The organism is Desulfosporosinus orientis DSM 765, assembly GCF_000235605.1.
Taxonomy (GTDB): Bacteria; Bacillota; Desulfitobacteriia; order Desulfitobacteriales; family Desulfitobacteriaceae; genus Desulfosporosinus; species Desulfosporosinus orientis.
Genome location: NC_016584.1, coordinates 2425802 through 2446759, shown reverse-complemented (window position 1 = coordinate 2446759; position 20958 = coordinate 2425802). Strand labels below are relative to the sequence as shown.

The window sequence follows — 20958 nt, the reverse complement described above, 5'->3', positions numbered from 1 at the left end:
CTCCTAAAATTGCAATTATTAAAATGAATAGGCTGGTTAGTTAGCCCAGTATCCGCCTTCTGTGGCAACATTTGCCCCGGTCATAAAATCACTGGCATTTGAGGCAAGAAAAATACAAGGTCCGATAAAATCCTCCGGTTCGCCAAGACGTCCCACCGGGAGGCGTTTTAAGAAGTTAGCGTAAACAGGACTTTCCGGATCAAACATCCACTCCGTTAAATCCGAGCGGAATACCGTTGGGTTAATAGTATTCACATTAATCTTGTATTTTGCGGTCCATTCACAGGCCAGGGATTGGGCCATAAGATCAATTCCGGCTTTGGCCGTGCAGTAACCCGTATACCCGGCCATACCCATCTTGGACCGGGCAGAGGATACCAAAATTACTTTCCCGCCTTTGCCCCGCTCAATCATCTGTTGGCCTGCGTATTTGCAAAACAGCCAAGTCCCTTGGACATCAGAATCCATTATTTTTTTCCATTCCGCTAAGTCTTGATCAACAATGGGCTGGGGATGGTTATAGCCTGCTGCTGTCAGTAAGACGTTGATTTCTCCGAATTTTTGAACTGCATCCTCGACAACCTTGATCACATCGGCCTCTACCGCCGGATCGCCAATTGAATAACCACATTCAATGCCTTGGGCTTCAAGCTCATCGCAAAGAGCTTTACACTTTTCCCCGCTCCGCCCGGTCACAAAAATCTTCATGCCCGCTAAGCCATAACCAAAGGAAATTGCTTTTCCTAAAGCACCTGTTGCCCCGGTAATGAGAGCCACTTTATCTTTAACGTCAAAAAGATTATTTACAAATTGAATATCCACCATATGCTGTCTCCTTATCATTCGTTAAACAGATTATTCATAGCTGATAACCACTAAAACAGTGGCTACCTGGTTGGTCTCATTGATCATTTCCCGGCCTTCATTGGGTCCTATGAAAAGTGAATCATTCTTACGTAAGACAAAGGTTTCAGTTTTTGACTTGACCGTAATTTCTCCGTCGATGACAAAGTATATTTTTTCCGTCGGAGAATCCTCGTAGCTGTACTCAGAGCCGCCGCCCGGCAGGAAATAGGACATTCCCATCCAAAATTTTGTTGCACCCGTTTCTTCTGTGCCATGGAGCTTCATTGTTCTTGTGTCAAAATGTTTGGGCGCATGATAGGCTATGACATCTTTCAGCTCAACTTTCTTCACGAAATAAACTCCCTTCTCAGTGATTTATAACTTCCTTTAATCTGCATTTTTAGCTTTAAATTTTGCAATTCTTATGCCAAGTGATTAATTAGCCCTAACAAAATCAAACAGGGCCCTGAAATCAATGATTTAGCCACTCCTCGTTTCCCGGAACTCCTGATTCGTATTTTTATTAATTTATAATTTTAATTTAATATTGTATTATTTTCTTCAATCACATCGAAAACCATGGAATTTGCCCTCTATAAGCACTACAAAATCGTTTTAGTATAATACAATAATGCATTAATTTTTAAAAAAACAAAAAACTGTGCTAAACAAATCTTTAAGATTTATCCAGCACAGCCTTTTTCATCAGCAATACTCTTTTTTAAGGCGTACCTTGGTTGAGTTATTTTAGTTTGATTCCGTAAGCTTTTGCTTTTCTAAAAACGGTAGGCTGGGTAACCCCCAAGGCACGTGCCGCCTTATAGGTACTGCCCAGTTTTTTGAGGGCATTCTCGATGAGTTCCTTTTCAAACACACTGACAGCTTCTTTTAAGGTCAGATTAGTATTTACCTGGCTTAATGAAATCTTGTCTTTGCCGAGAATGTTGATGATATCATTATTGGTAATATAACTATTGTCATCAATGACTACCAGCCTTTCAATGGAGTTCTCCAGCTCTCTGACATTTCCCGGCCAGCTATAGGATTCTAAGGCTTTGATGGCTGTACTGCCAAAACTTTTAGCTTTGCTGTATTTAATGTTGAACTTTTCCAAAAACCGGTAGGCTAAGATGGCAATATCATCTTTTCGTTCCCTGAGGGGAGGTATTTTTAAGGGTACAACATTTAAGCGATAGAAGAGATCTTCTCTGAATTTCCCTTGTTTAATCAGTTCGCTCAAATCTTGATTGGTAGCTGCTATAACTCTGACATCAAGCTTAATGCTTTTGGTCCCGCCAATCCGCATTATTTCTTTCTCTTGAAGAACTCGCAGCAATTTTGACTGTAAATTAAGGGGCATCTCTCCTATTTCATCTAAGAGGATCGTCCCGCCATTTGCTACCTCAAACATACCCAGTTTTTCTTTATTTAAAGCACCTGTAAATGCACCTTTTTCGTAGCCAAACAACTCTGATTCAATTAGATTCTCAGGCAGTGCGGCACAATTCACCTTCACATAAGGCAAGTTCTTTCTATTGCTCTTATGATGAAGTTCTGTAGAAAATACTTCTTTTCCGCATCCCGTTTCACCGGTTATCAAAACCGTTATATCTGTATTGGCCACATAGTTAATCAACTCGATTAAGCGTTTAATATCATGATTTTCTCCAATAATAGTTTCATCTTCTTTATTCATATTCCTAAGATAATTCAGCTCGGATAAATACTTTTCATTTCTTTTTTCCATCTCTTCGATATTATTTCTTAACCTTATCAACTCTGTTAAATCTCTCATCACCGTCAGAACCTGAATTACTTCCCCCTCTTTATCAAAAAAGGGATTTCCTGTGATGAGTACTTTTTTATTATTTCCGGTAATCGTTGACAATGTTGTTATTTTCTTTTTCTGCTCTAAAACTTGTAATGAAACTGCATTGGAAAAAAGCCCTTTATCCAAGAGGATTTGCATGTGGTGCCCCACAATTTCATGTTCTTCGATTCCGGTTATCTGTGTGTAACCTTTATTGATAGCTGTTACAATTCCGTCTTTGTCAACCACACATATGCCATCGGATATGGCATCACCAATGCTAAAGGCATTTATTTGACTTTCCTTGATTTTAATGATAGTTTCGTTTTTATTGTTTAGTAAGTTTTTATATGAATTGAGGATTTTTAAAGTCATATCGTCAACTTTGATATAATCGATATCTTTCTTAAGTTCATTTTTTAACATATCGTCAATTTGAAATATATTCTCACCCATTCTTACACCTCCCTAAAATTAAATTTTGAATCAAATTGTCATATTTTAGTTTAAAGCGAGTTGGGATTTTAATACCCTTTTTATTTTTCCAAAATTCTGAGTATAGCTCGTTAAATATATTCTATCATAATTTATTATTTACACAACACGGAAAATCACACCACTTATTTATAAGTAAATTACAATAAAAAAGGCTGTGTCAAAAATAAATTATTTAGACTTACTTTTGCCACAGCCCCGATTATAAAAAACATTATTTTGAAAAAGTACACTGTCTGTCAATACTTAGGATTTCCTTGGCATCGGCAGGGGCGGCAACTTCGTTGCCTGCTATTCTAACGATGTCGGCAGCACGTTTAACCAATTGGGCATTTGATTCTGCCGGTACACCTGCACTCCACATCACATTATCCTCCATACCAACTCTTAAGTGCCCCCCCATGGCAACCGTTGCTAACATGATGGGGACATGCTGCTTGCCTATACCCAGGGCTCCCCAAGTACACCCTTCCGGCAGCAATCCTCGAAGGTATACTAAATTTTCTATGGTTGCAGCTGCACCCCCGGCAGCTCCCAGGACTAATTGATAATGACAAGGTGCTTTTAAAACCCCTTTTTTTAAGTAGTACAGTGAATTGTAGATCATACCTGAATCAAATATTTCAATTTCGGGCTTTATCTCGCACTCCTGCATGGTCATGCCTAACTCTTCCAAAAACTTGGGATGATTAATAAATATGCTGTTATGCATCCAGTTCATGGAACCACAGTCATAAGAGGCAATTTCAGGTCTGATACTTCTTAAATGAGCCTGTCTGGTTTCATCCGTCGCCTTTAAGTCCCCGGATGTTGTGCAGTTGATAACGATATCACATTTCTTCCTAATTAAATCAACGGTTTCCTCAAATTTAGCTTTGGACATCGTTCCATTACCCTCTTCATCTCTCATATGCAGATGGCAAATCGCTGCTCCAGCTTGATAACATTCGTAAACATCCTTGGCTATTTCCAGCGGTGTCATAGGAATATTCGGATTGTCTTTTTTCTTCGGCCAGGCACCTGTTGGTGCCACTGTAATAATCGTTTTATTTACTGCCATTATTCATCCCTCTTTCTTTCCACAATTAAAGCAGTCCCCATGCCTCCGCCGATGCACAAAGTTGCCAATCCTCGTTTGGCCTCCCTTTTTTCCATTTCGTAAAGCAAGGTCGTCAATATTCTTGTTCCTGAACATCCCACGGGATGACCTATGGCAATAGCCCCTCCATTGACGTTAACTTTTGCCATGTCAAAGTTTAAATCCCTTGCGACGGCTAAGCTTTGGGCTGCAAAGGCTTCATTGGCCTCGATCAAGTCAATATCATCTATTTTCAGATCAGCGGATTCTAAAACTTTCTTTGTTGCATGGAAGGGTCCATACCCCATAATTGCCGGATCTAATCCTTTAGAAGCATAGGATACGATCTTGGCCATGGGCTTAATGCCCAGTTCTGCTGCTTTTTCGGCACTCATAACCACGACAGCTGCCGCCCCGTCATTGATTCCTGAGGCATTTCCCGCTGTAACTGTTCCATCTTTCTTAAAGGCTGGTTTTAATTTCGCCAAGCCCTCAGCAGTTGTTCCGAATTTCGGAAACTCATCAGTATCAAAAATAATTTCTTCCTTTTTTGTTTTTATAAGCACAGGTACTATTTCATCCTTAAATTTACCTGCTTTAATCGCTGCTTCGGCTTTTTGCTGGGATGCTGCTGCGAATTCATCCTGCATTTCTCGGCTAAGACCCCATTTTTCGGCTATATTTTCTGCTGTGATCCCCATGTGATAGCCTTGGAAGGCATCTGTAAGGGCATCGTTGACCATGGCGTCGACGATAGTTCCATTGCCCATTCTTTGTCCCCACCTTGTGGTTGGGAGGACATAGGGTGCTGCCGACATGTTTTCCATGCCCCCGGCAACCACGATATCCGCATCACCTGCTTTGATGAGTTGTGCCGCTAGACTGACGGCTCTTAGTCCGGAACCGCAGACTTTATTTAAAGTAAAGCCCGGTACCTCCTCCGGCAAACCGGCCTTTAGGATGGATTGTCTGGTTACATTTTGGCCAAGACCAGCTTGCACCACGTTACCCATGATTACTTCATCAACCAACTCTGGTTTGAGATTAGCTCTTTCCAGGGCTTCCTTAATCACGATAACCCCCAGATCTGCTGCGGGAACATCTTTTAAAGCTCCCCCATATTTGCCCACTGCTGTTCTGACCGCACTTACAATCACTACTTCTCTCATGGAAACAACTCACATCCTATTTAATATAAAATTCCGAAGCCTTTAATTGATGGATTAATCTTTGACTGAATTCCTTCTTGATTTTTTCGATTTCTTCTGAGTTATAGTCATAAAAGCCGGAGCCTGATTTAACCCCCAGCTTACCTTGTTCTACTTTTTCACGCAGGATTGGACTTGCACAAGTGGAGTTGTCCATCTCCTTCAGCAGGTTGTCTCCCACGATACACCAGATATCCAGCCCCCCTAAATCCGCGACTTCTAATTGACCCGTTGTTGCATAGCGAAAGGCCGGGCCAAATTTTAAGGCTTTATCTACTTCGGCTGGTTCGGCGACGCCTTGCTGAATCAGTGAAAATACTTCTCTGGCCACACCTTGCTGAATTCGATTCGCAACTAATCCCGGCACCGGCTTTAAGACTTTAACCGTTTGTTTTTTGATAGACTTATATAGCTCTTCTACTTCTCTATAAATATCTTCCGGCATATTCCCGAAGAAAGACAGCTCCACCAGGGGCATGAGAAGTCCCGGATTATACCAGTGATTGATGATCATTCTCTTTTTGCGTTCATCAGTTACTGCCTCCATCATGTCGTCTAAGGTTAAGCTTGAGGTATTGCTGGCTAAAATTGCGTGTTTTGGGGCAAACCGGTCTAAATTAGCAAACAACTCTCTTTTCAGATCGATTTTCTCCGGTATAGCTTCAATGACATAATCCCTGTCCTCTGTTGCCGCTTCTAAGTCAGTAAATAGGGTTATCCCAGCTAAGGTTTTTTCAACTTCTGCCCGATCAATTAACTGTCCTTCAACGAGCTCTGCCAATTCTTTTTCCATCATACCCTTAACATTTTTCAACTGATCTTCATAAGTATCAAAGAGATTTACAGAATAACCATACAGAGCAAACGCTGAAGCAATACTATGCCCCATTGTCCCTGCTCCGATTACAGCAATTTTTTCTATCATCATATCCCTATCCTCTCAAATTTCCGTCTCATAGGTTAAACCGACATGATCTTTAAGTTATCACTAATGGTAAGATCGGCCTCAGTTCCTCTGAGAATATCCTCTAAAGTTACACCCGGTGCAATTTCCTGTAAGACAAGACCCCTTGGTGTAACTTCTATAAATGCTAATTCTGTAACTATACAGCTTACTTTTCCTACAGCCGTCAGGGGTAATTTGCATTTCTTAAGAATTTTAGGTGCTCCCTTATCCGTATGGGTCGTGGCAATAATAACTTTCTTTGCCCCGCTTACCAAATCCATGGCACCGCCCATTCCTGGAACCATTTTTCCCGGCACCATAAAGTTTGCCAAATTCCCCTTTTGGTCTACTTCTAAAGCCCCTAAAACCGTAACATCGACATGCCCGCCTCTGATTATTCCAAAAGACGCAGCGCTGTCAAAAAATGCAGCTCCCTTTTTTATGGTTACAGGCTGTCCCCCTGCATTGACAATGTCTTTATTGATTTCCCCTTCTTTAGGTTCTGAACCTAAACCCACAAAGCCATTTTCGGATTGAAGTATGACATTAACACCTTCAGGTATATAGTTAGCAACCCTGGTTGGTAGTCCTATCCCTAAATTGACTACGTCTCCGTCCTTTAACTCCCTGGCAATTCTCCTGGCAATGAATTCTCTTTCATTCTTAACCTCCACTACTTTTCACCTCCCACTATATAATCAACAAATATTCCCGGTGTCATGACTTGGTTGGGGTCCAGTTCCCCAACTTCAACAATTTTTTCAGCAGCTACTAACACTAAGTCGGCAGCTGCTGCTATCAATGGATTGAAATTTCTTGTTGAGGCGTTATAAAAAACATTCCCCTGTTTATCGACGACAGATCCTCTTATTAAGGCCACATCTGCTTTTAAGGGTAATTCCAAAAGATATTCTGTCTTGTTGACGGCAATTTTTCGCTTTCCTTCTTCCACAATCGTGCCAACCCCTGTTTCTGTTAAAAAGCCGCCAATTCCCGAACCCCCGCATCTAATTTGCTCTGCCAATGTGCCTTGGGGCACTAACTCGACGATTAATTCTTGATTGTTCATTTGTCGACCGGTCTCCGGATTAAGACCTATATGAGATGCTATAACTTTTTTGACCCTTTTATTAACTACAAGCTTGCCAATCCCCCGGTGGGGAAGTCCTGTATCATTGGCAATAATCGTCAGGTCTTTTATGCCTTTTTCCAGGATTGCATCAATAAAAATTTCCGGAGTTCCAACTCCCATGAAGCCGCCGATCATGACAACCATGCCATCTTTTATATATCCAATTGCTTCATCAATATCTTTGAGCTTATTCATAGTACTCACCTTCACTTTAAATATCTTTAAAGATATTTATAAGCAATTCTTATGCCAATTTCTTAAGAGTCCGATATTTTCTTATTTGCTTCTAATGTCTTTATAATCATGGGGTTTTAGGCTTAGAGGAATGTTGATAATTAGCTATTAAAAGAAACTGAAATACAAAAATGTATTATTAATTTTTAATAAAATAACCCACCGGGTATTTTGCTCTAATACATATCAGTATTTCACAATACATTTTTGTATTGTTCCCATTACCTCCTGCAGTGCTGCTTTCCCCTAACTTGAATCGGGAAGAAGCTTTTGCCCAGGCTTGTACCAAGAATCTTACGCGCGTAAGATTCTTGGTACAAGCCCGACTGACTCACCCCACCAGACTCTCGGATCAAGAAAACTCCAAATTAAAAATCGGGCGGTTTGAGGCGGACTAATCTAGATTAGTCAGAGCTCAAAACACCCGATTTTTAAATCCCTTCATATAAATATACTTCAATATAACACTATAAGTTTCCACCCTAAAGATCAGAGTGTTAGTTGAACAATTCTGCGGCCTTTCTGGCAATCCGTTCCCCAAATATTTTGGCCCGCTCTTTTTGTCCGTCATCCCCATCTTTAATGCATACAGGTCCATAATGAATGAAAGGCTGTCCCTCAGCAACGCCTGAAGAGTATACCAACATGCCTTTTACCAACATCTCGGCAATCATTGCGATTTCTGCCACCTCTGCGCCGCCGCCAACATAATTTGCTGTAGCAAAAACAGCTCCAAGTTTTCCGCCGACATTTTTAGAGGTATCTAACCATTGCTTTAATTGCCAGGCAAAGGTTCCCGCAATCGTAGGCGACCCAAAGATAACCGCTTTGGCTTCAGTCAAGAATTCATTGTCGATTTCTTCCACAGACATACTTTTGACATCGACGTTTTCAACTTTCATCGCACCTTCAGCTATAAGATCTGCAACTTTTTGGGTATTACCGGTCGTGCTAAAATACACAATTGCTATTTTCATGGAATTCTCCTCCTTTCAAACACAATTTTAACACCATTTCCACAGCTTGGAAATGCAAATCTGCGCCGTCAGCTGCATATTATCCAGTATTTAAGTTGAATAGGGAAGTATCCTTTTTCATTGGCTTTTGAGCTTAATTTACTGTCTCTTCTGCTCCATGCACCTGTTTTCGCCCTCTCTTCGCCGCTTCTTTTTGGGAAGCTGCTTTTTTAGGCTGATAGTCAACAAGATTCCGGCAGGCACCACCGGCTATTGCCCACAGATAAAGGCTGGCTACCGTTGCATAAGGCGAATAACGGCGTTTGTATTTATTAAAAAGCTGAGGTGTAATTTTACGGTGATAATAGATGAGAATTTTTCCAGCATTCGATTCCAGATTGTCACTTGGGCCTTTGTGGATATTTGTTGTCCGACAATGGCATTTACCAAAGCCATGAACATATCGGGGATAACTGGACGGTTGATATGCCCAATCTCATCTATCGCGGCGCCGAGTATCGGATCACGGGCTTTTAGCCATTGGATTTCCTTTTCTCCATAATCAAAATACTGTAGATCAGGCATAGTGTTTCTCCAACTCCAATAAATACTGTTTTACAGGAAGTACCTGTACCAGGTTAATCACCGCTCCTGGCGGCATATTTTAATCAAGCTAATGGTTAATTTCTTCGCTTTAGTGAGAATCGTTCAATGGCAAGCCGAACTTCTTCATCACTGAACGTATTTGGAACTTTAACATCGGCTTCAAAGCCCTCCATCTCTGTACCGTCGAAACGATACAATTTGCCAAGCAAATTCCATAATGTTTCCAGCTCTTTCTCGTCAAATCCCCTGAAAATATCCGCCATAAAATCAATGGACATATTGCTTCCGCAATTCACCATCGTTTCAAGACCAAAATCCGTCAGACGTACATTGACTGCTCTTTTGTCCCTTTTACTGGGAACGATCTCAACGAGGCCTTTCTTGGCAAGGCTTCCAACCAATTGCGTAACGTTTTGCTTAGTAGCCCCTAGTTTATTGGCAATATTGACAATCGTAGTTTCTTCTTCGGGCAAATGAAGCATGGCCAGTACTGTCATGTACTGCCTGGAAGTCAAGGGAACACAGTATTTGTCTCCCGTTGTCTGGAGTTTATTGGAAGCGGAAATCAAGCTGGAATAAACTTGCTGCATTAAATGTAACAGATGCAATTCCTTATCATAATCCACTGCTGCAACCGCCCTTATCGAGAATTAAAAACATAGTCAATTAATTGTCTTTTAATATACAACGAATCCAAACCATTATCAAGAATGTCATCCATTTAACAGGCAGCCGGCCAAGGCTTTTAATTAAAAAACTCGATAGTTTTCCGAAACGATTCGTACTGTCCCCTTGCATTTCCCTCAACCGTTCCGCCGGAAGAAAACAGACCGCCATTCACCGGCATTTCCAGAGTAAGACTAAGGGGAATCACAAAAGGAACGGGCATAGGATGCCCCATGTTTTCGTAGGACAAGAGCTGCACAGAATGCCTGTAATTGTGACGCTTCAGAACTTGCAATAGTTCGGAACAGGCATCGTAACTGTTCCAGATGTTATCCTTTTCTCCGCAGATTAGCAGAATGTCGGCTTCTGAATTCTCAATTTTTATTCTGGCTTCTTCTTTGTTGCCTGCTCTTTCAAGGCTTTTTTGATAGGTACCGGCAAACCCAAAGGGCATTCCTGCACCAACGGCTTTTTTCTGATCTTCAAAGAAGATATTGTTATCTACTTCGATAAAAGGAATGGATTTTCCCTGATAGGACCAGGAAGAAACATTTTTGCCGCTCATCAATCCGTCTAATGCCTGAAAGCAATAAGCGTGCGGTTCCACCGCGGCTACTTTTTTAATCCGAGGATAACGCGAGGCCAGCAAAAGCGCTAATTCGCCGCCTTTCGATGTTCCGTGGAGGTAAATTTCTTCCGCTTTGGTAATTGCATTTGTTTCCAGCCAGTGAAATATTTTTTCAAAGTATTCTAACGGGACTTCTTCTAATTTTTCCGGCAATCCTTCAACGCCGAAATAAGGTACAGATAGGACATTGAAGCCTCTGGAGGCAAGGGGACCAGCTATTAAAGCGAGGCTTTCCATCTGTCCATCCGACCCGCCGAGCATCAAAATCGTTTTGTCACAGGAATTTTCCCGGTAGAACAGCTGCCCGGTAAAACCGTCGCTAACCGGCTTTATGATAAGATTTTTTGCCGCGAAGTATCTTATTAGCTGAATTTCTTTCTGTTCCGAAGAAGCTTCCAACCCCAAATTTATGCGGATGGGCTTTTCAATGCTGATGTTTTCTGCTATATTCTTCCCGGCTGACTTTGACAGCCTCAGAGAATAAATGAGGCCCATACTAGTCCGGGCTTTATAGGTACCCGCTACCGGTTCAGCTTGGTCAAAGTCTACTTCACCTGTTTCTCCCACCTCAAAAACAGCATAGGATGAAAATTCCTCGCCGCTGCACCACGGCAGTTCCATTTTCATCCTCGCCCTCAGCTGACTGTTCGGAGTTAACCCGGAAACTGTGATACGTACTTTTTCATCAACAAATGCTTCTTGGTTCTCAATAGTAATTTTCATGATTGACTCCCCCCTTGCCGGTTATAGAAGCTTAGAGCTTCTCATCTCTATAATTTTAGTCAATATATTTACTATATACAGTTTAAGTAAGCTTGCTGAAGTTGTCAATATATTGACTAAAATTCACAAGGAAATAGCTGTCTGCCGAAGAAACCCATTGGTTTTTGCACTTTTGGTGATCCTTTCGCCCCATGGGACTCTCTATTGTGTAACACTTAACGGACTAGCTGGCAAGGTCTTCTTCCCTTTGTGTTAAAAAACAACTCAGGAATTCGTGTGTTTACGGAGTACGATGTTAATATGATTAGGATGATTTGTTGTCTGAAGAATACAGGAATGCAAATTAAGAGCATCAAAAAATACATTGATTTTTGTATGGAAGGTGCCGGCACAATAGATTCGCGAAAAAAAATGCTGCGGGAACACCGAAAAGAGATCCTAAACCGTATAGATACCCTCAATGAAAATCTCAAACTCATAGATTCTAAAATCGAAGCCTACGATTCTCGTAACTCAGCCCAAATTGTTAATGAGCAGCTTAAAAAATTAACGATGAGAAATATGAGAATGGCTTACTATGAATATCCGGATCTTTATCTTACTAAAAAAGCATAAAAAGCAGGTGTATCTTCGTTCTGAAAATACACCCGCTCATTTTTTATTGGTCCTTCATTCTATATAACCTCTTTTAACGATCATCCGCTGTCTCCTGTAAACAGTTCGTCTACAATCCTCCTTCGTCACCTTTGTATCTATCTCTTGCCACTTTCAGTATAAGGCTTGTACCAAGAATCTTACGCGCGTAAGATTCTTGGTACAAGCCTTGATTTTCCCATGGTCAATTTCTGTGTTGTAAGTACTGTTCAAATTGCTTTAGACTATGGGAAAAGTTTGCTCTCCCAAAGCCCATTCGGAAATATTGCCCTGCATACGAGTAGACGGATGCAGGCAGTAACAAAACACCGCTTTCTTCAACTAAAGTATTGCAGAACTCTTCCATAGGTATGTCAATGTTCATCTTAACGAATGCCACCGGCCCGGCCATTGGGGGGGAGAACTCAAATAATCCCTGGTATTTTGCGAAAAATACTTCAGCGATTTTAATATTCTCTTTGATGATCCTAAGATTACGTTCCAATATTTCATGGCTGTGCTTTAAAGCAATCGTGGCCAGGAACTCTGAAGGACCGCTGCTGCAAATGCTGGTATAATGCTTCATTTTAATCAGTCTTTGCATAAGCTCATCATCCTTTATCGCCAGCCATCCAATTCGAAGGCCTGCCAAGCCATAAGCTTTTGACATAACCCCAAGGGAAATGCCTTTTTCATAGCGATCAGCAAACCAGGGCCGTTTAATACCATCTAGCTCGATGCCCTTATACACTTCATCACAAAATACATAAACCCCATGTTTTTGGGCAACCTCTGCTATCCTGTCTATTTCCTCTTCCGAAAAAGTATATCCCGTCGGATTGTTGGGACTGTTAAGGACAATCAATTTTGTATTCGGCTGGATTAGCTTCTCAAGCTCACGCAGATTCATTGCCCAACCATTTTTAGTATGTTCTATGGACCACTTCGACACTTCACAGCCAATAGCATTAGCCACTTCATATAATGACTGGTAAATTGGAAATTGACTGATTACATGATCTCCTTTGTCAAGTACGGCATTCATAAAATTGAATATTGGTTCTTGGGCTCCCACATGAACAAGGATGTTTTCTTGGCTTAAAGTTGAATAAAGTCCAGCAATAATCCTGCGCAGTTCCGGATTTCCCTGGACTTCAGTATATCCAAGCCATTGATTTAGAAAGGCTTCTTTTGCCCCCGGCTCGTAATCCAATAATTCTTTGCTGGACATTGATTCACAGTCTGACTGGGTTAACAAATAGGGGGCCGTAAATTCGTGTTTACCAAAAAAGACTTCCAGTTTAAAATCATTGATTTTCAATAAAATCTCCAACCTTCTGTATTTTAATTTTTCCCATGTGCAGGTGAATCTCCCGGAGGCTGCCTCAATTTTTATTAAGACACACCTTTAATCTCTTGCTTTGTTTTCAATACTGAATTCCATATAGTTTACCTCTTAATCCCCTGCTTTTACTGGGCAAGATTTTCCGGTAAAGTTCATCTATCAGCTGACCCAAAGTTACTTTTGAAAGTTCTGCTTTCATAGCCGCCACCGCACTATTCAGATGGGGTACCAATAATCCCCGGACATTGCTCCCGATAGGGCAGCTTCCCAAAGTATTGGAATGAATCTTAAAGATTTCATCTGCGTTATCCAATTCCACCGACAGTGATTTTTGTATCCCACAGGAAACAGGATTTACAGCCTGGCAGCATTTCGAAGCGATTACTTTTGGGTATCTTAACCTATCGTACTATTCAACTATTATCTCTATCTCCTGGATAAAGGGTGTCCAAATGCTCCATTAATTTACGTTTTGTATGTATTTTCCATGTTATAATTAGGTATCCTCTTACGATTAATTGAGGGTACATAATTTATGGTGAAGATGCAGAAAAACTTGATAGAAATCATTCCATTACTTGATAAAGGCTTAAATTGAGAGGAGAAATTCCGCCATGGAAAAAACCAAAAAACTCTTATCATCTTTAGCTGCCGCAGGTTTAGCATTAAATATGCTTCCGTTTAATTCATTTGCAGCAGGTACCGTTCCAACACGCCTAGCCGGTACAACTGCTGTTCAAACTGCAAACGCAATTGCAGATCAAGCAGGTTGGACCGGCACCGCTATTCTTTCATCATCAACTTCTTATGGTATGGCAGATGCTTTAACCGCCGGTCCCTTGGCCTTCTATCTGAAAGCCCCTATTCCTCTTACAATTTAGACGACGACAAAGAGTACTCTTATTTGTTTTGGGAGGGCTTACTCAAGCATAACAATTGGGATATCTCCAAGGGATTTGTGGTAGCCGGCAAAGATACCAAAGATTTCCTTCAAGATAAGCTTTCTTTAATGGGTCTTACCCCAAAGGAATACAATGATTTTATCGCCTACTGGTTACCTTACATGCAGGGCAATGACTATAACCTGATTACTTTTGCCAACGAAGAGTATGCACAGCAGGTGCATTTATCCATAGATCCTAATCCAGACTCCGTACTTCGAGTTTTTATGGTTTATAAACCTCTTACAAGTAAAATCGATATTACTCCACAACAATTTACGACTTTTAACAGAACAGGTTTTAGTGTAGTAGAATGGGGCGGCACTGAGGTTAATCACTCTTAGCCTTTCTGAATTTTCTCCGGTTGGATGATAAACCACTGTATAAGGCCGCAATTCGTACATACTAAAAGGGAAGCTGATTTATTAAGCCAGTCTAAGCCTAAAAAAGTAGCCCCCTGTGTATTCAGTTGAGCTTCGCCTTTTTCGAATAAAACATTGCTGCAATGAGGACAGACAACTTGCTTCCCCCCTGCACGAAACTCCCCTTTTTTATCCAGTGCCTGTTTGAAGGCCTTTTTACCAAGTTTCAGCCCGTCAAAAAAATCACCCACACACATTACCTCCTTACCACCCATATTGATTACATGTATAAAATTCATTTGTAGCCATTTCCATTATAAGGCAGATTGTAATTAAAGTCAGCTAACCTATTTAATCTTCTGGGCAATAATAGTGCGAACTCCTTCCTCCCGGGCTAACTCTGCCCTCCATCACCGCCAAGATTGAGAATTCATCTATCTCAAAATGCGGTAACAATAATCGCGGATATTCTGCCCGCCTTTAGCCGACAGCCACTCAGATACGAGTGCTGCCGGCTATTATTCATTTTTTATCCTTTGCATTCACCTCGGCAACTCGACCAGTCTCAAACTGCTCCATAACTTGCGGCAAATTTTCCTCCCCCATTCGTCCTGCAGGAAAATTAGAAACAGAAAGGGAATTGACCCATGAGACTGCTTGGTTTTCACTTTGGGGCTTATCAGATAGGGGCAAAATGCGAATGTTATACTCGCGGACAGGAATATCTTGCTCATGTAAGACGGCTTCTATAGCTTTGGCGACTTCTGCAATTTTGCTATAGGAAACTTCTTGACTAAACAATGTCACATCAAGCGTAAGTGGCAGGGGAGGATTGTGGATATCCAACTTCATATCCCGCTCAAGTTTCATTAAATCTCCCTCCTTTACAAAAGGAAGTGAGATATGATCAAAGTCGTAATCAAGCTCACCGCCAATCATCTCCTTAGCGATTTCCCTCAGCTCTTCATCCAATCTCCGAAAGGTGGTAAAGTTGTTGGCAACCTCGTACTCGTAGTCATCACGTATGACATTTCCATAGCTGTCAACATAGATGTTAAAAGCAGTGTCCTCGCTTGTACCAGACTGTACAAATACAAAATACGAACCGAACTTGAAATTGTAATTGGACTTTTGAATTTTCAGATTCAGATCACTGTACTTTGTGTCAATGTATTGTTGAGCGGCCTTTTGGGCTAAGGCTTTGGATACAGGATTGCCGACAAAACTGTTTACAAAAAGCAGTAATAAGATAATAAGTCCGAACCCAAGGACTCCAGCCAATATCTTTTTCATTTTTAAATTCATTTTATCTCTCCTTCTTACTTCTTAAATGCGTAGTATAAAAGTCCTGCAATCAGAACACCAACGGCACTAAATGCTGCAAAAACCCCAGACCACCAAGCAGACATAATGATTAAGTCTACTACGGTCGAGTAGGTTAAAAAACCTTTCACTATTTCACGAATACTTACCCATACAAATGAAAACAAAAACAAGCCAAGCGGCACAAAATATGATTTCTTCTTAAAGAGCATATAGCCAAAGCCCCCGATTGCAGGCATTATAAGCGCATTGTAGAACATACTCATACCATCGGAGAGTACCATGCCAATCAGTGTCCCAGCAAAAATAACACTTATTAAAAATAATGTGAACTGCTTTTTGAGTTTAATCAATACAACCACATCATCCATAGCTGCGTTTGCCGCCGTTTTTCCGCCCAAGGCCTTCGCACAATGTTCACAGGTCTCAATATGTTTCATTACCAGAGCACAGCTTTCCTCACTGGCAATACCATCTTTTACAAGCGGCATTAAGTCCATACAAACATTACAAGAAATTTGATTCACTGATATATCCCTCCTTCAGTAGATTTGCTCGGATTCTGTCTTTGGTACGAAAATTAATGACTCTTGCCGAACTTTCTGAAATATTGTGTTTCTGTGCAATTTCAAAATAAGAATACCCATCCACTCGCATCAAAACGATGTCTTTGCTTTTGACAGGTTCTTGTTCTAACAACTCATAGATTCGACCCACCAGCTCATTTGTTATCATGGCAGTTTCTAAAGTTGTGTCATCCGATAAATAGATTCTCATGAAATCCTCAGGGGCAAGTTCCTTTTTGCCTTTTCTTAGATGTTCATACCATTTGTGCCGAGCAATCGAAAACAGCCAAGTTTTTATGCTCGAATTACCTCTGAAGGCAGGCAATGCTTTTATTGCACTAAGAAAAACATCTGAGGTCAAATCCTCTGAAAGGGACTTGTTATGCGTAAGGCTCAGTAAGTAGGAATATACATCATGTTTATTCTGTTCGTAAATGGTTTGAATGTTTATTCTAGCCATACGTTTCCCCCTTTCAGAAGATTAGTGTCAAATCTTTTGGGTTTGTTACAATACAGCATATATTATTTTTCACGAAAAAGCTGTCTGCCGGAGCAAACAGCTTTACAAAACGCAGGGCCAAGTCTGTTGAAGATGAAAAGCAAAAACTCAGAGGGGAATAATTCAAGTAAAGTGTAATCAAGTTGATCTTGTTCAAGCCAGCCATCCTATTTAATCTTCTGAGCAATAATAGTATTCATTGCATGTTGATGAGGTATGCCAGAGGAATTACAATCAAAAATTACTTCTGAACAATCTTTAATTATCCAATCGTTATAATACATGAATAGCTCACCAGAAGTCCATTCAATAACTTAATATTTGATATTCTTGTGAATTCAACTTTAGGTTGAAAGCTCAAAAACCATTTAAAAAATTCAGCGGTTTTGAGATGACTAATCTAGATTAGTCAGACCTCAAAACCGCTGAATTTTTAATCTCCTCATGTTAGTTTAAGTAAAGCCTTTGGCCAGAACACTAAATTACATTACTTAGCGGCGGCCTTCTCATCGTATTGGGATTATATTTCTTTACACGAACAGGTTAGAAATTATTTAGGCTTGCGTTCTCATCTTGCCAATGATTGGTCTGAGTATCGTTAGCCCTTTTAAGTTCATTGTTACTTGAAAGAGTAAGATAACATAATACATAACCTAAAACAGAGAAACAAATAGATGTTACCAAGAAATCCAGCCCTTCCATATTAACTCCTCCCTCAAATTAAATTTCTACCCCCAAAATCACCTTGAAAATAACGCAAATAATATTAACGAGTTCATAAACACAACATTTTTTATATTTATTATTATATCATATTTGTTATAAATTGCAAGAGATTTTGAAAATTGTCTTATAAGTACATAAGATACCTAACCCGGCAACAACACTATTACCCATAGAGCATGGAATAATTATTAAAAAGCAAGGTGGGAATTACCTAGTTGACACTTACCTTGTAGCCATAAAATTACAGTAATAAATATCAGAATTTTGCGTACTTTTCTTATGGAATTGAATAAAGATGTACTTAATTCCATGAGGAGGGAAGGTTATGAAGAAATTATTTTCCCCGGTCTTGATTGTTATTCTAGTACTTTCATTACTTGTCTTTTCAGCTACACCAACTTCTGTCAGTGCCGCTGTTTCTCGCCAGAATAATTATCCAATAGTATTTGTCCACGGACTAGCAGGTTTTGATAACCTGCTGGGTATCCCTTATTGGGGAGGGACGTACAACATTTCTCAAGATTTGGCTTCACAAGGGTATCCAAACTTTGTTGCGGCTGTAGGTCCCTTTAGCAGCAACTGGGACAGAGCCTGTGAGCTTTATGCCCAAATCGTGGGCGGTAGGGTCGATTATGGTAAGGCCCACTCGGAAGAATATGGACACGAGCGTTATGGAAGAACTTATCCCGGATTGTATCCTCAATGGGGTAAAATTGACCCGGCAACTGGAATGATAAATAAAATACATCTTATAGGGCACAGCATGGGCGGACAGACAATTCGTGTTTTAGCCCAGTTATTAGAAAATGGCAATGCTGAGGAAAGAGCAGTTACTCCTGGGCAAGAGCTTTCTCCGCTCTTTAATGGCGATAAAAAGGGATGGATCAGCGGTATTTTAACAATTGCAACTCCCCATGACGGTAGTTCGGCAGCCTACGCAGCTTTGGACAAAAACTCGACTTTACAGCAAGCGATTGTCTTTCTTAGCGCCCTTGGAGGAGCCTCTTGTCTCGATGTTTACGATTTCAACCTTGATCAGTGGGGTCTGAAAAGGGAACCTGGTGAAAGTATTGCCAGCTTTCTAGAACGGGTGGAAAGCAGCAATGCTTGGAAAACTTCTCGTGACTTGGCTTCTTGGGACCTAGATCCGGAAGGAGCGAAAGAACTAAATACTTGGGTCAGAGCCCAGTCCGATATTTATTATTTCTCACAAGCAGCTTCCTGCACCTATAAAAGTCTACTTACAGGTCATCAGCTTCCTTGTGTGGAAATGAACCCCCTATTTTTCTTGCTGTCCTGTCATATTGGGTCCTATACTCAGAGCCAGCCGGTTCAGATTGATCAAAGTTGGTGGGAAAACGACGGGCTGGTTTCAGTAATCACTGCTGAGGGTCCCCATTTGGGTTCAGCAGACCAAATTATTCCATATAGCGGGACTCCTCAGTCTGGAAAATGGAATTATCTCGGTAAGTTGAATAAAATTGACCATACTGCAGTGATCGGCCTCATGTCACTGAAGGATCCTCGCCCACTATTCCGTTTTTATGCGGAACTGCTGGCATCCTTGCCGCAGTCGTAAAAATATTTCCTTTTATTTTGTTGCTCAGACGCTTACTCGAAGTTTTCCGCTTTCAATAACTTAATATTTGATATTCTTGTGAATTCAACTTTAGGTTGAAAGATCAAAAACCATTCAGCGTCTTCATATGCTCCCTAGGCACCTGGGCATCAACCTTTGTCACAGACCTATTTCATAACTCAGTTCATTGAACGCTTTCTCCTGGGCATGTACCAAGAATCTTACGCGCGTAAGATTCTTGGTACATGCCCAGCCTGACTCACCGCCCTGGGCGCTCCGATCAAGAACAGAAAAACATCCAGATTTAACCTGAATGCTTTGTTCAACTTCTATATTAAATTACAGTATTCTCTTTTTCCATCGACAATGGCATAAACAATAACTAATTTATCTACATCATTTATCTTATAAAAAACGAGATGCCTTTCAACAATTATAACTCTATACCCTTGCTTTTTTTAAATCGAATACCTGGGGACATTCCCCGACAATGGAAATAGTGTAAAAACTATTGCTAAAAGGGTGAATATGCTTTAAAATGAATACCTAGATATACGATGCATAGATATAAAACTTATTGTCAGGGAGTTAGAGTGAGGATGATTTGCTATATGGAAGACGGACTATGAAATAATGCAAAATCAATAAGGAGATGAACAACTAAACCATGAGCAGGAAGAAAAAAGTATTATTAGGTATAATGCTACTTTTATTACTAGGCATTACATATGAACAGATCGGACAATATTTTGACAGTAAAAAATATAAACCAGTTGGCCAAATAATCAATATAAATGGACATGATATGCACATTTATGCAGAAGGCAATGGCAATGCAACAGTAGTATTTGCATCAGGGTGGGCAGTACCAAGCCCATATGTTGACTTCTATCCACTATATAGTGAAATATCTAAGTATGCGAGAACAGCGGTTTATGACAGGCCGGGATATGGATGGAGTGATATTGCTGATACTCCTAGAGACATAGATACTATAACAAAAGAAATACATGAATTGCTTGAGAAATCAGGAGAAAAACCTCCATACATTCTTGTTGGGCATTCGATAGGTTCGCTTGAAGTGATAAGATTTGCTCAGCTCTACGAAAATGAAGTCAAGGGTGTTGTTTTGATAGATGGGTCAAATCCTGACATGTATTCAAACATGGTAAAACCTTCAACAATTGCTGCCATGCGTGCTTCCATATTCCATAAATCAATTTATCTGCTTAATAAAAGCGGGATATCTCGATTGTTATTTAATATAGTGCCAAATTTCTATTCTTCATCACCACTAGTCACTGCCAGAAATAACTTGGTGTCAGCTCCAGATAATTTTGAAGAGCTAGATTCAGCGATGTTCGTAAAAACTTGTTTAAATAGGAACCAAGTTGATGAAGGGAAAAACAAAGAGACAAATGCTCTGGAAGTAGTAGCAAATGGTTATATAAATGATGTTCCTCTCAGAATAATTACATCTGAGGAATTAAATAATTATGAAGAAAGTAAAGAAAATCAATTAAATCTACAGAAATGGTCTACTGATAGTAAACAAATTGTAGTCACAGGGTCAGGGCACGCTATTCACTGGTATAACCCAGAAGTGATAAATAATGAGATACTGGAAATTCTAAATAGTTATTAATAAGTTGATAA

At 40.4% G+C, this 20958-nt stretch carries 23 protein-coding genes and 1 pseudogene; 5 read left to right on the top strand and 19 right to left on the bottom strand.

All coding sequences use genetic code 11. The annotated features are described in order from the left end of the window. Positions 1–36: 36 nt before the first annotated feature. The 12 genes from DESOR_RS11440 to DESOR_RS11385 all read right to left on the bottom strand — a co-directional run bounded on the left by DESOR_RS11440 (position 37) and on the right by DESOR_RS11385 (position 11328). Positions 37–825 (bottom strand): SDR family NAD(P)-dependent oxidoreductase, encoded by a 789-nt coding sequence (locus DESOR_RS11440; protein WP_014184752.1) that lies wholly within the window; start codon positions 823–825, stop codon positions 37–39. A 30-nt stretch (positions 826–855) separates the two neighbouring features. Next, positions 856–1197, bottom strand: a complete 342-nt coding sequence (locus DESOR_RS11435) for a cupin domain-containing protein (RefSeq protein WP_014184751.1) — start codon at positions 1195–1197, stop codon at positions 856–858. A gap of 391 nt (positions 1198–1588) precedes the next feature. Then, complete coding sequence (locus tag DESOR_RS11430) at positions 1589–3112, bottom strand: sigma-54 interaction domain-containing protein (protein WP_014184750.1); 1524 nt, start codon at positions 3110–3112, stop codon at positions 1589–1591. Positions 3113–3365: 253 nt separating this feature from the next. Further along, entirely contained in the window at positions 3366–4211 is an 846-nt protein-coding gene (locus DESOR_RS11425; protein ID WP_014184749.1) for a beta-keto acid cleavage family enzyme, read from the bottom strand. Further along, positions 4211–5398: an acetyl-CoA C-acetyltransferase gene (locus tag DESOR_RS11420; RefSeq protein ID WP_014184748.1), complete on the bottom strand. Its 1188-nt coding sequence runs from the start codon at positions 5396–5398 to the stop codon at positions 4211–4213. The genes DESOR_RS11425 and DESOR_RS11420 overlap by 1 nt, the downstream gene beginning before the upstream one ends. A 16-nt stretch (positions 5399–5414) precedes the next feature. Beyond that, the gene (locus tag DESOR_RS11415) at positions 5415–6365 is read right to left on the bottom strand and encodes a 3-hydroxyacyl-CoA dehydrogenase family protein (RefSeq protein WP_014184747.1); all 951 of its coding nucleotides are present in this window, start codon (positions 6363–6365) and stop codon (positions 5415–5417) included. Between the two features lie 32 nt (positions 6366–6397). Next, positions 6398–7057 (bottom strand): 3-oxoacid CoA-transferase subunit B, encoded by a 660-nt coding sequence (locus tag DESOR_RS11410; protein ID WP_014184746.1) that lies wholly within the window; start codon positions 7055–7057, stop codon positions 6398–6400. Further along, positions 7057–7710, bottom strand: coding sequence for an acetate CoA-transferase subunit alpha (gene atoD, locus DESOR_RS11405; protein WP_014184745.1), 654 nt, complete (start codon positions 7708–7710; stop codon positions 7057–7059). The genes DESOR_RS11410 and atoD overlap by 1 nt, the downstream gene beginning before the upstream one ends. Positions 7711–8246: 536 nt before the next feature. Beyond that, entirely contained in the window at positions 8247–8726 is a 480-nt protein-coding gene (locus tag DESOR_RS11400) for a flavodoxin family protein (protein WP_014184744.1), read from the bottom strand. Between the two features lie 273 nt (positions 8727–8999). After that, positions 9000–9290, bottom strand: coding sequence for a DNA glycosylase family protein (locus tag DESOR_RS11395; RefSeq protein WP_042331111.1), 291 nt, complete (start codon positions 9288–9290; stop codon positions 9000–9002). 95 nt (positions 9291–9385) lie between these two features. Next, positions 9386–9937: a MarR family winged helix-turn-helix transcriptional regulator gene (locus DESOR_RS11390; RefSeq protein WP_014184743.1), complete on the bottom strand. Its 552-nt coding sequence runs from the start codon at positions 9935–9937 to the stop codon at positions 9386–9388. A gap of 119 nt (positions 9938–10056) precedes the next feature. Continuing rightward, entirely contained in the window at positions 10057–11328 is a 1272-nt protein-coding gene (locus tag DESOR_RS11385) for an acyl-CoA thioesterase/bile acid-CoA:amino acid N-acyltransferase family protein (protein ID WP_014184742.1), read from the bottom strand. A gap of 249 nt (positions 11329–11577) precedes the next feature. Between DESOR_RS11385 and DESOR_RS11380 the strand changes: the two genes are divergently transcribed. Further along, a complete protein-coding gene (locus DESOR_RS11380; RefSeq protein ID WP_242832492.1) occupies positions 11578–11943 on the top strand; it encodes a MerR family transcriptional regulator in 366 nt (121 codons plus the stop codon). A gap of 223 nt (positions 11944–12166) precedes the next feature. Here DESOR_RS11380 and DESOR_RS11375 read toward each other — a convergent pair whose 3' ends face one another. Together DESOR_RS11375 and DESOR_RS11370 are read right to left on the bottom strand one after the other, a co-directional pair. After that, positions 12167–13282: an aminotransferase class I/II-fold pyridoxal phosphate-dependent enzyme gene (locus DESOR_RS11375; RefSeq protein WP_014184741.1), complete on the bottom strand. Its 1116-nt coding sequence runs from the start codon at positions 13280–13282 to the stop codon at positions 12167–12169. A 106-nt stretch (positions 13283–13388) separates the two neighbouring features. Continuing rightward, entirely contained in the window at positions 13389–13625 is a 237-nt protein-coding gene (locus DESOR_RS11370) for a hypothetical protein (protein ID WP_042331109.1), read from the bottom strand. 295 nt (positions 13626–13920) lie between these two features. On the opposite strand from DESOR_RS11370, the pseudogene DESOR_RS27375 reads away from it, so the two are divergent. Both DESOR_RS27375 and DESOR_RS11365 read left to right on the top strand, forming a co-directional pair. Continuing rightward, positions 13921–14181 (top strand): annotated as a pseudogene (locus tag DESOR_RS27375) (cell wall-binding repeat-containing protein); the annotation flags it as partial. 29 nt (positions 14182–14210) lie between these two features. Beyond that, positions 14211–14591: a hypothetical protein gene (locus DESOR_RS11365; RefSeq protein WP_052304293.1), complete on the top strand. Its 381-nt coding sequence runs from the start codon at positions 14211–14213 to the stop codon at positions 14589–14591. Here DESOR_RS11365 and DESOR_RS11360 read toward each other — a convergent pair. From DESOR_RS11360 to DESOR_RS29690, 5 genes are all read right to left on the bottom strand, one after another. Further along, positions 14588–14866 carry a hypothetical protein gene (locus tag DESOR_RS11360; protein WP_427854240.1) on the bottom strand — a complete coding sequence of 93 codons (279 nt, stop codon included), beginning with the start codon at positions 14864–14866 and terminating at the stop codon, positions 14588–14590. The two genes, DESOR_RS11365 and DESOR_RS11360, sit on opposite strands and share 4 nt — an antisense overlap. Positions 14867–15131: 265 nt before the next feature. Further along, entirely contained in the window at positions 15132–15914 is a 783-nt protein-coding gene (locus DESOR_RS11355; RefSeq protein ID WP_014184739.1) for a YfjL-like protein, read from the bottom strand. Positions 15915–15928: 14 nt separating this feature from the next. Then, complete coding sequence (locus DESOR_RS11350; RefSeq protein WP_014184738.1) at positions 15929–16459, bottom strand: zf-HC2 domain-containing protein; 531 nt, start codon at positions 16457–16459, stop codon at positions 15929–15931. Beyond that, positions 16440–16958, bottom strand: coding sequence for an RNA polymerase sigma factor (locus DESOR_RS11345; RefSeq protein ID WP_014184737.1), 519 nt, complete (start codon positions 16956–16958; stop codon positions 16440–16442). Before DESOR_RS11345 ends, DESOR_RS11350 begins: the two co-directional genes overlap by 20 nt. A gap of 582 nt (positions 16959–17540) precedes the next feature. Continuing rightward, complete coding sequence (locus DESOR_RS29690) at positions 17541–17699, bottom strand: hypothetical protein (RefSeq protein ID WP_014184736.1); 159 nt, start codon at positions 17697–17699, stop codon at positions 17541–17543. 349 nt (positions 17700–18048) lie between these two features. On the opposite strand from DESOR_RS29690, the gene DESOR_RS11335 reads away from it, so the two are divergent. Further along, positions 18049–19302, top strand: a complete 1254-nt coding sequence (locus DESOR_RS11335) for an esterase/lipase family protein (RefSeq protein WP_014184735.1) — start codon at positions 18049–18051, stop codon at positions 19300–19302. A 667-nt stretch (positions 19303–19969) separates the two neighbouring features. Beyond that, a complete protein-coding gene (locus DESOR_RS11330) occupies positions 19970–20947 on the top strand; it encodes an alpha/beta fold hydrolase (RefSeq protein ID WP_014184734.1) in 978 nt (325 codons plus the stop codon). Positions 20948–20958: the final 11 nt, after the last annotated feature.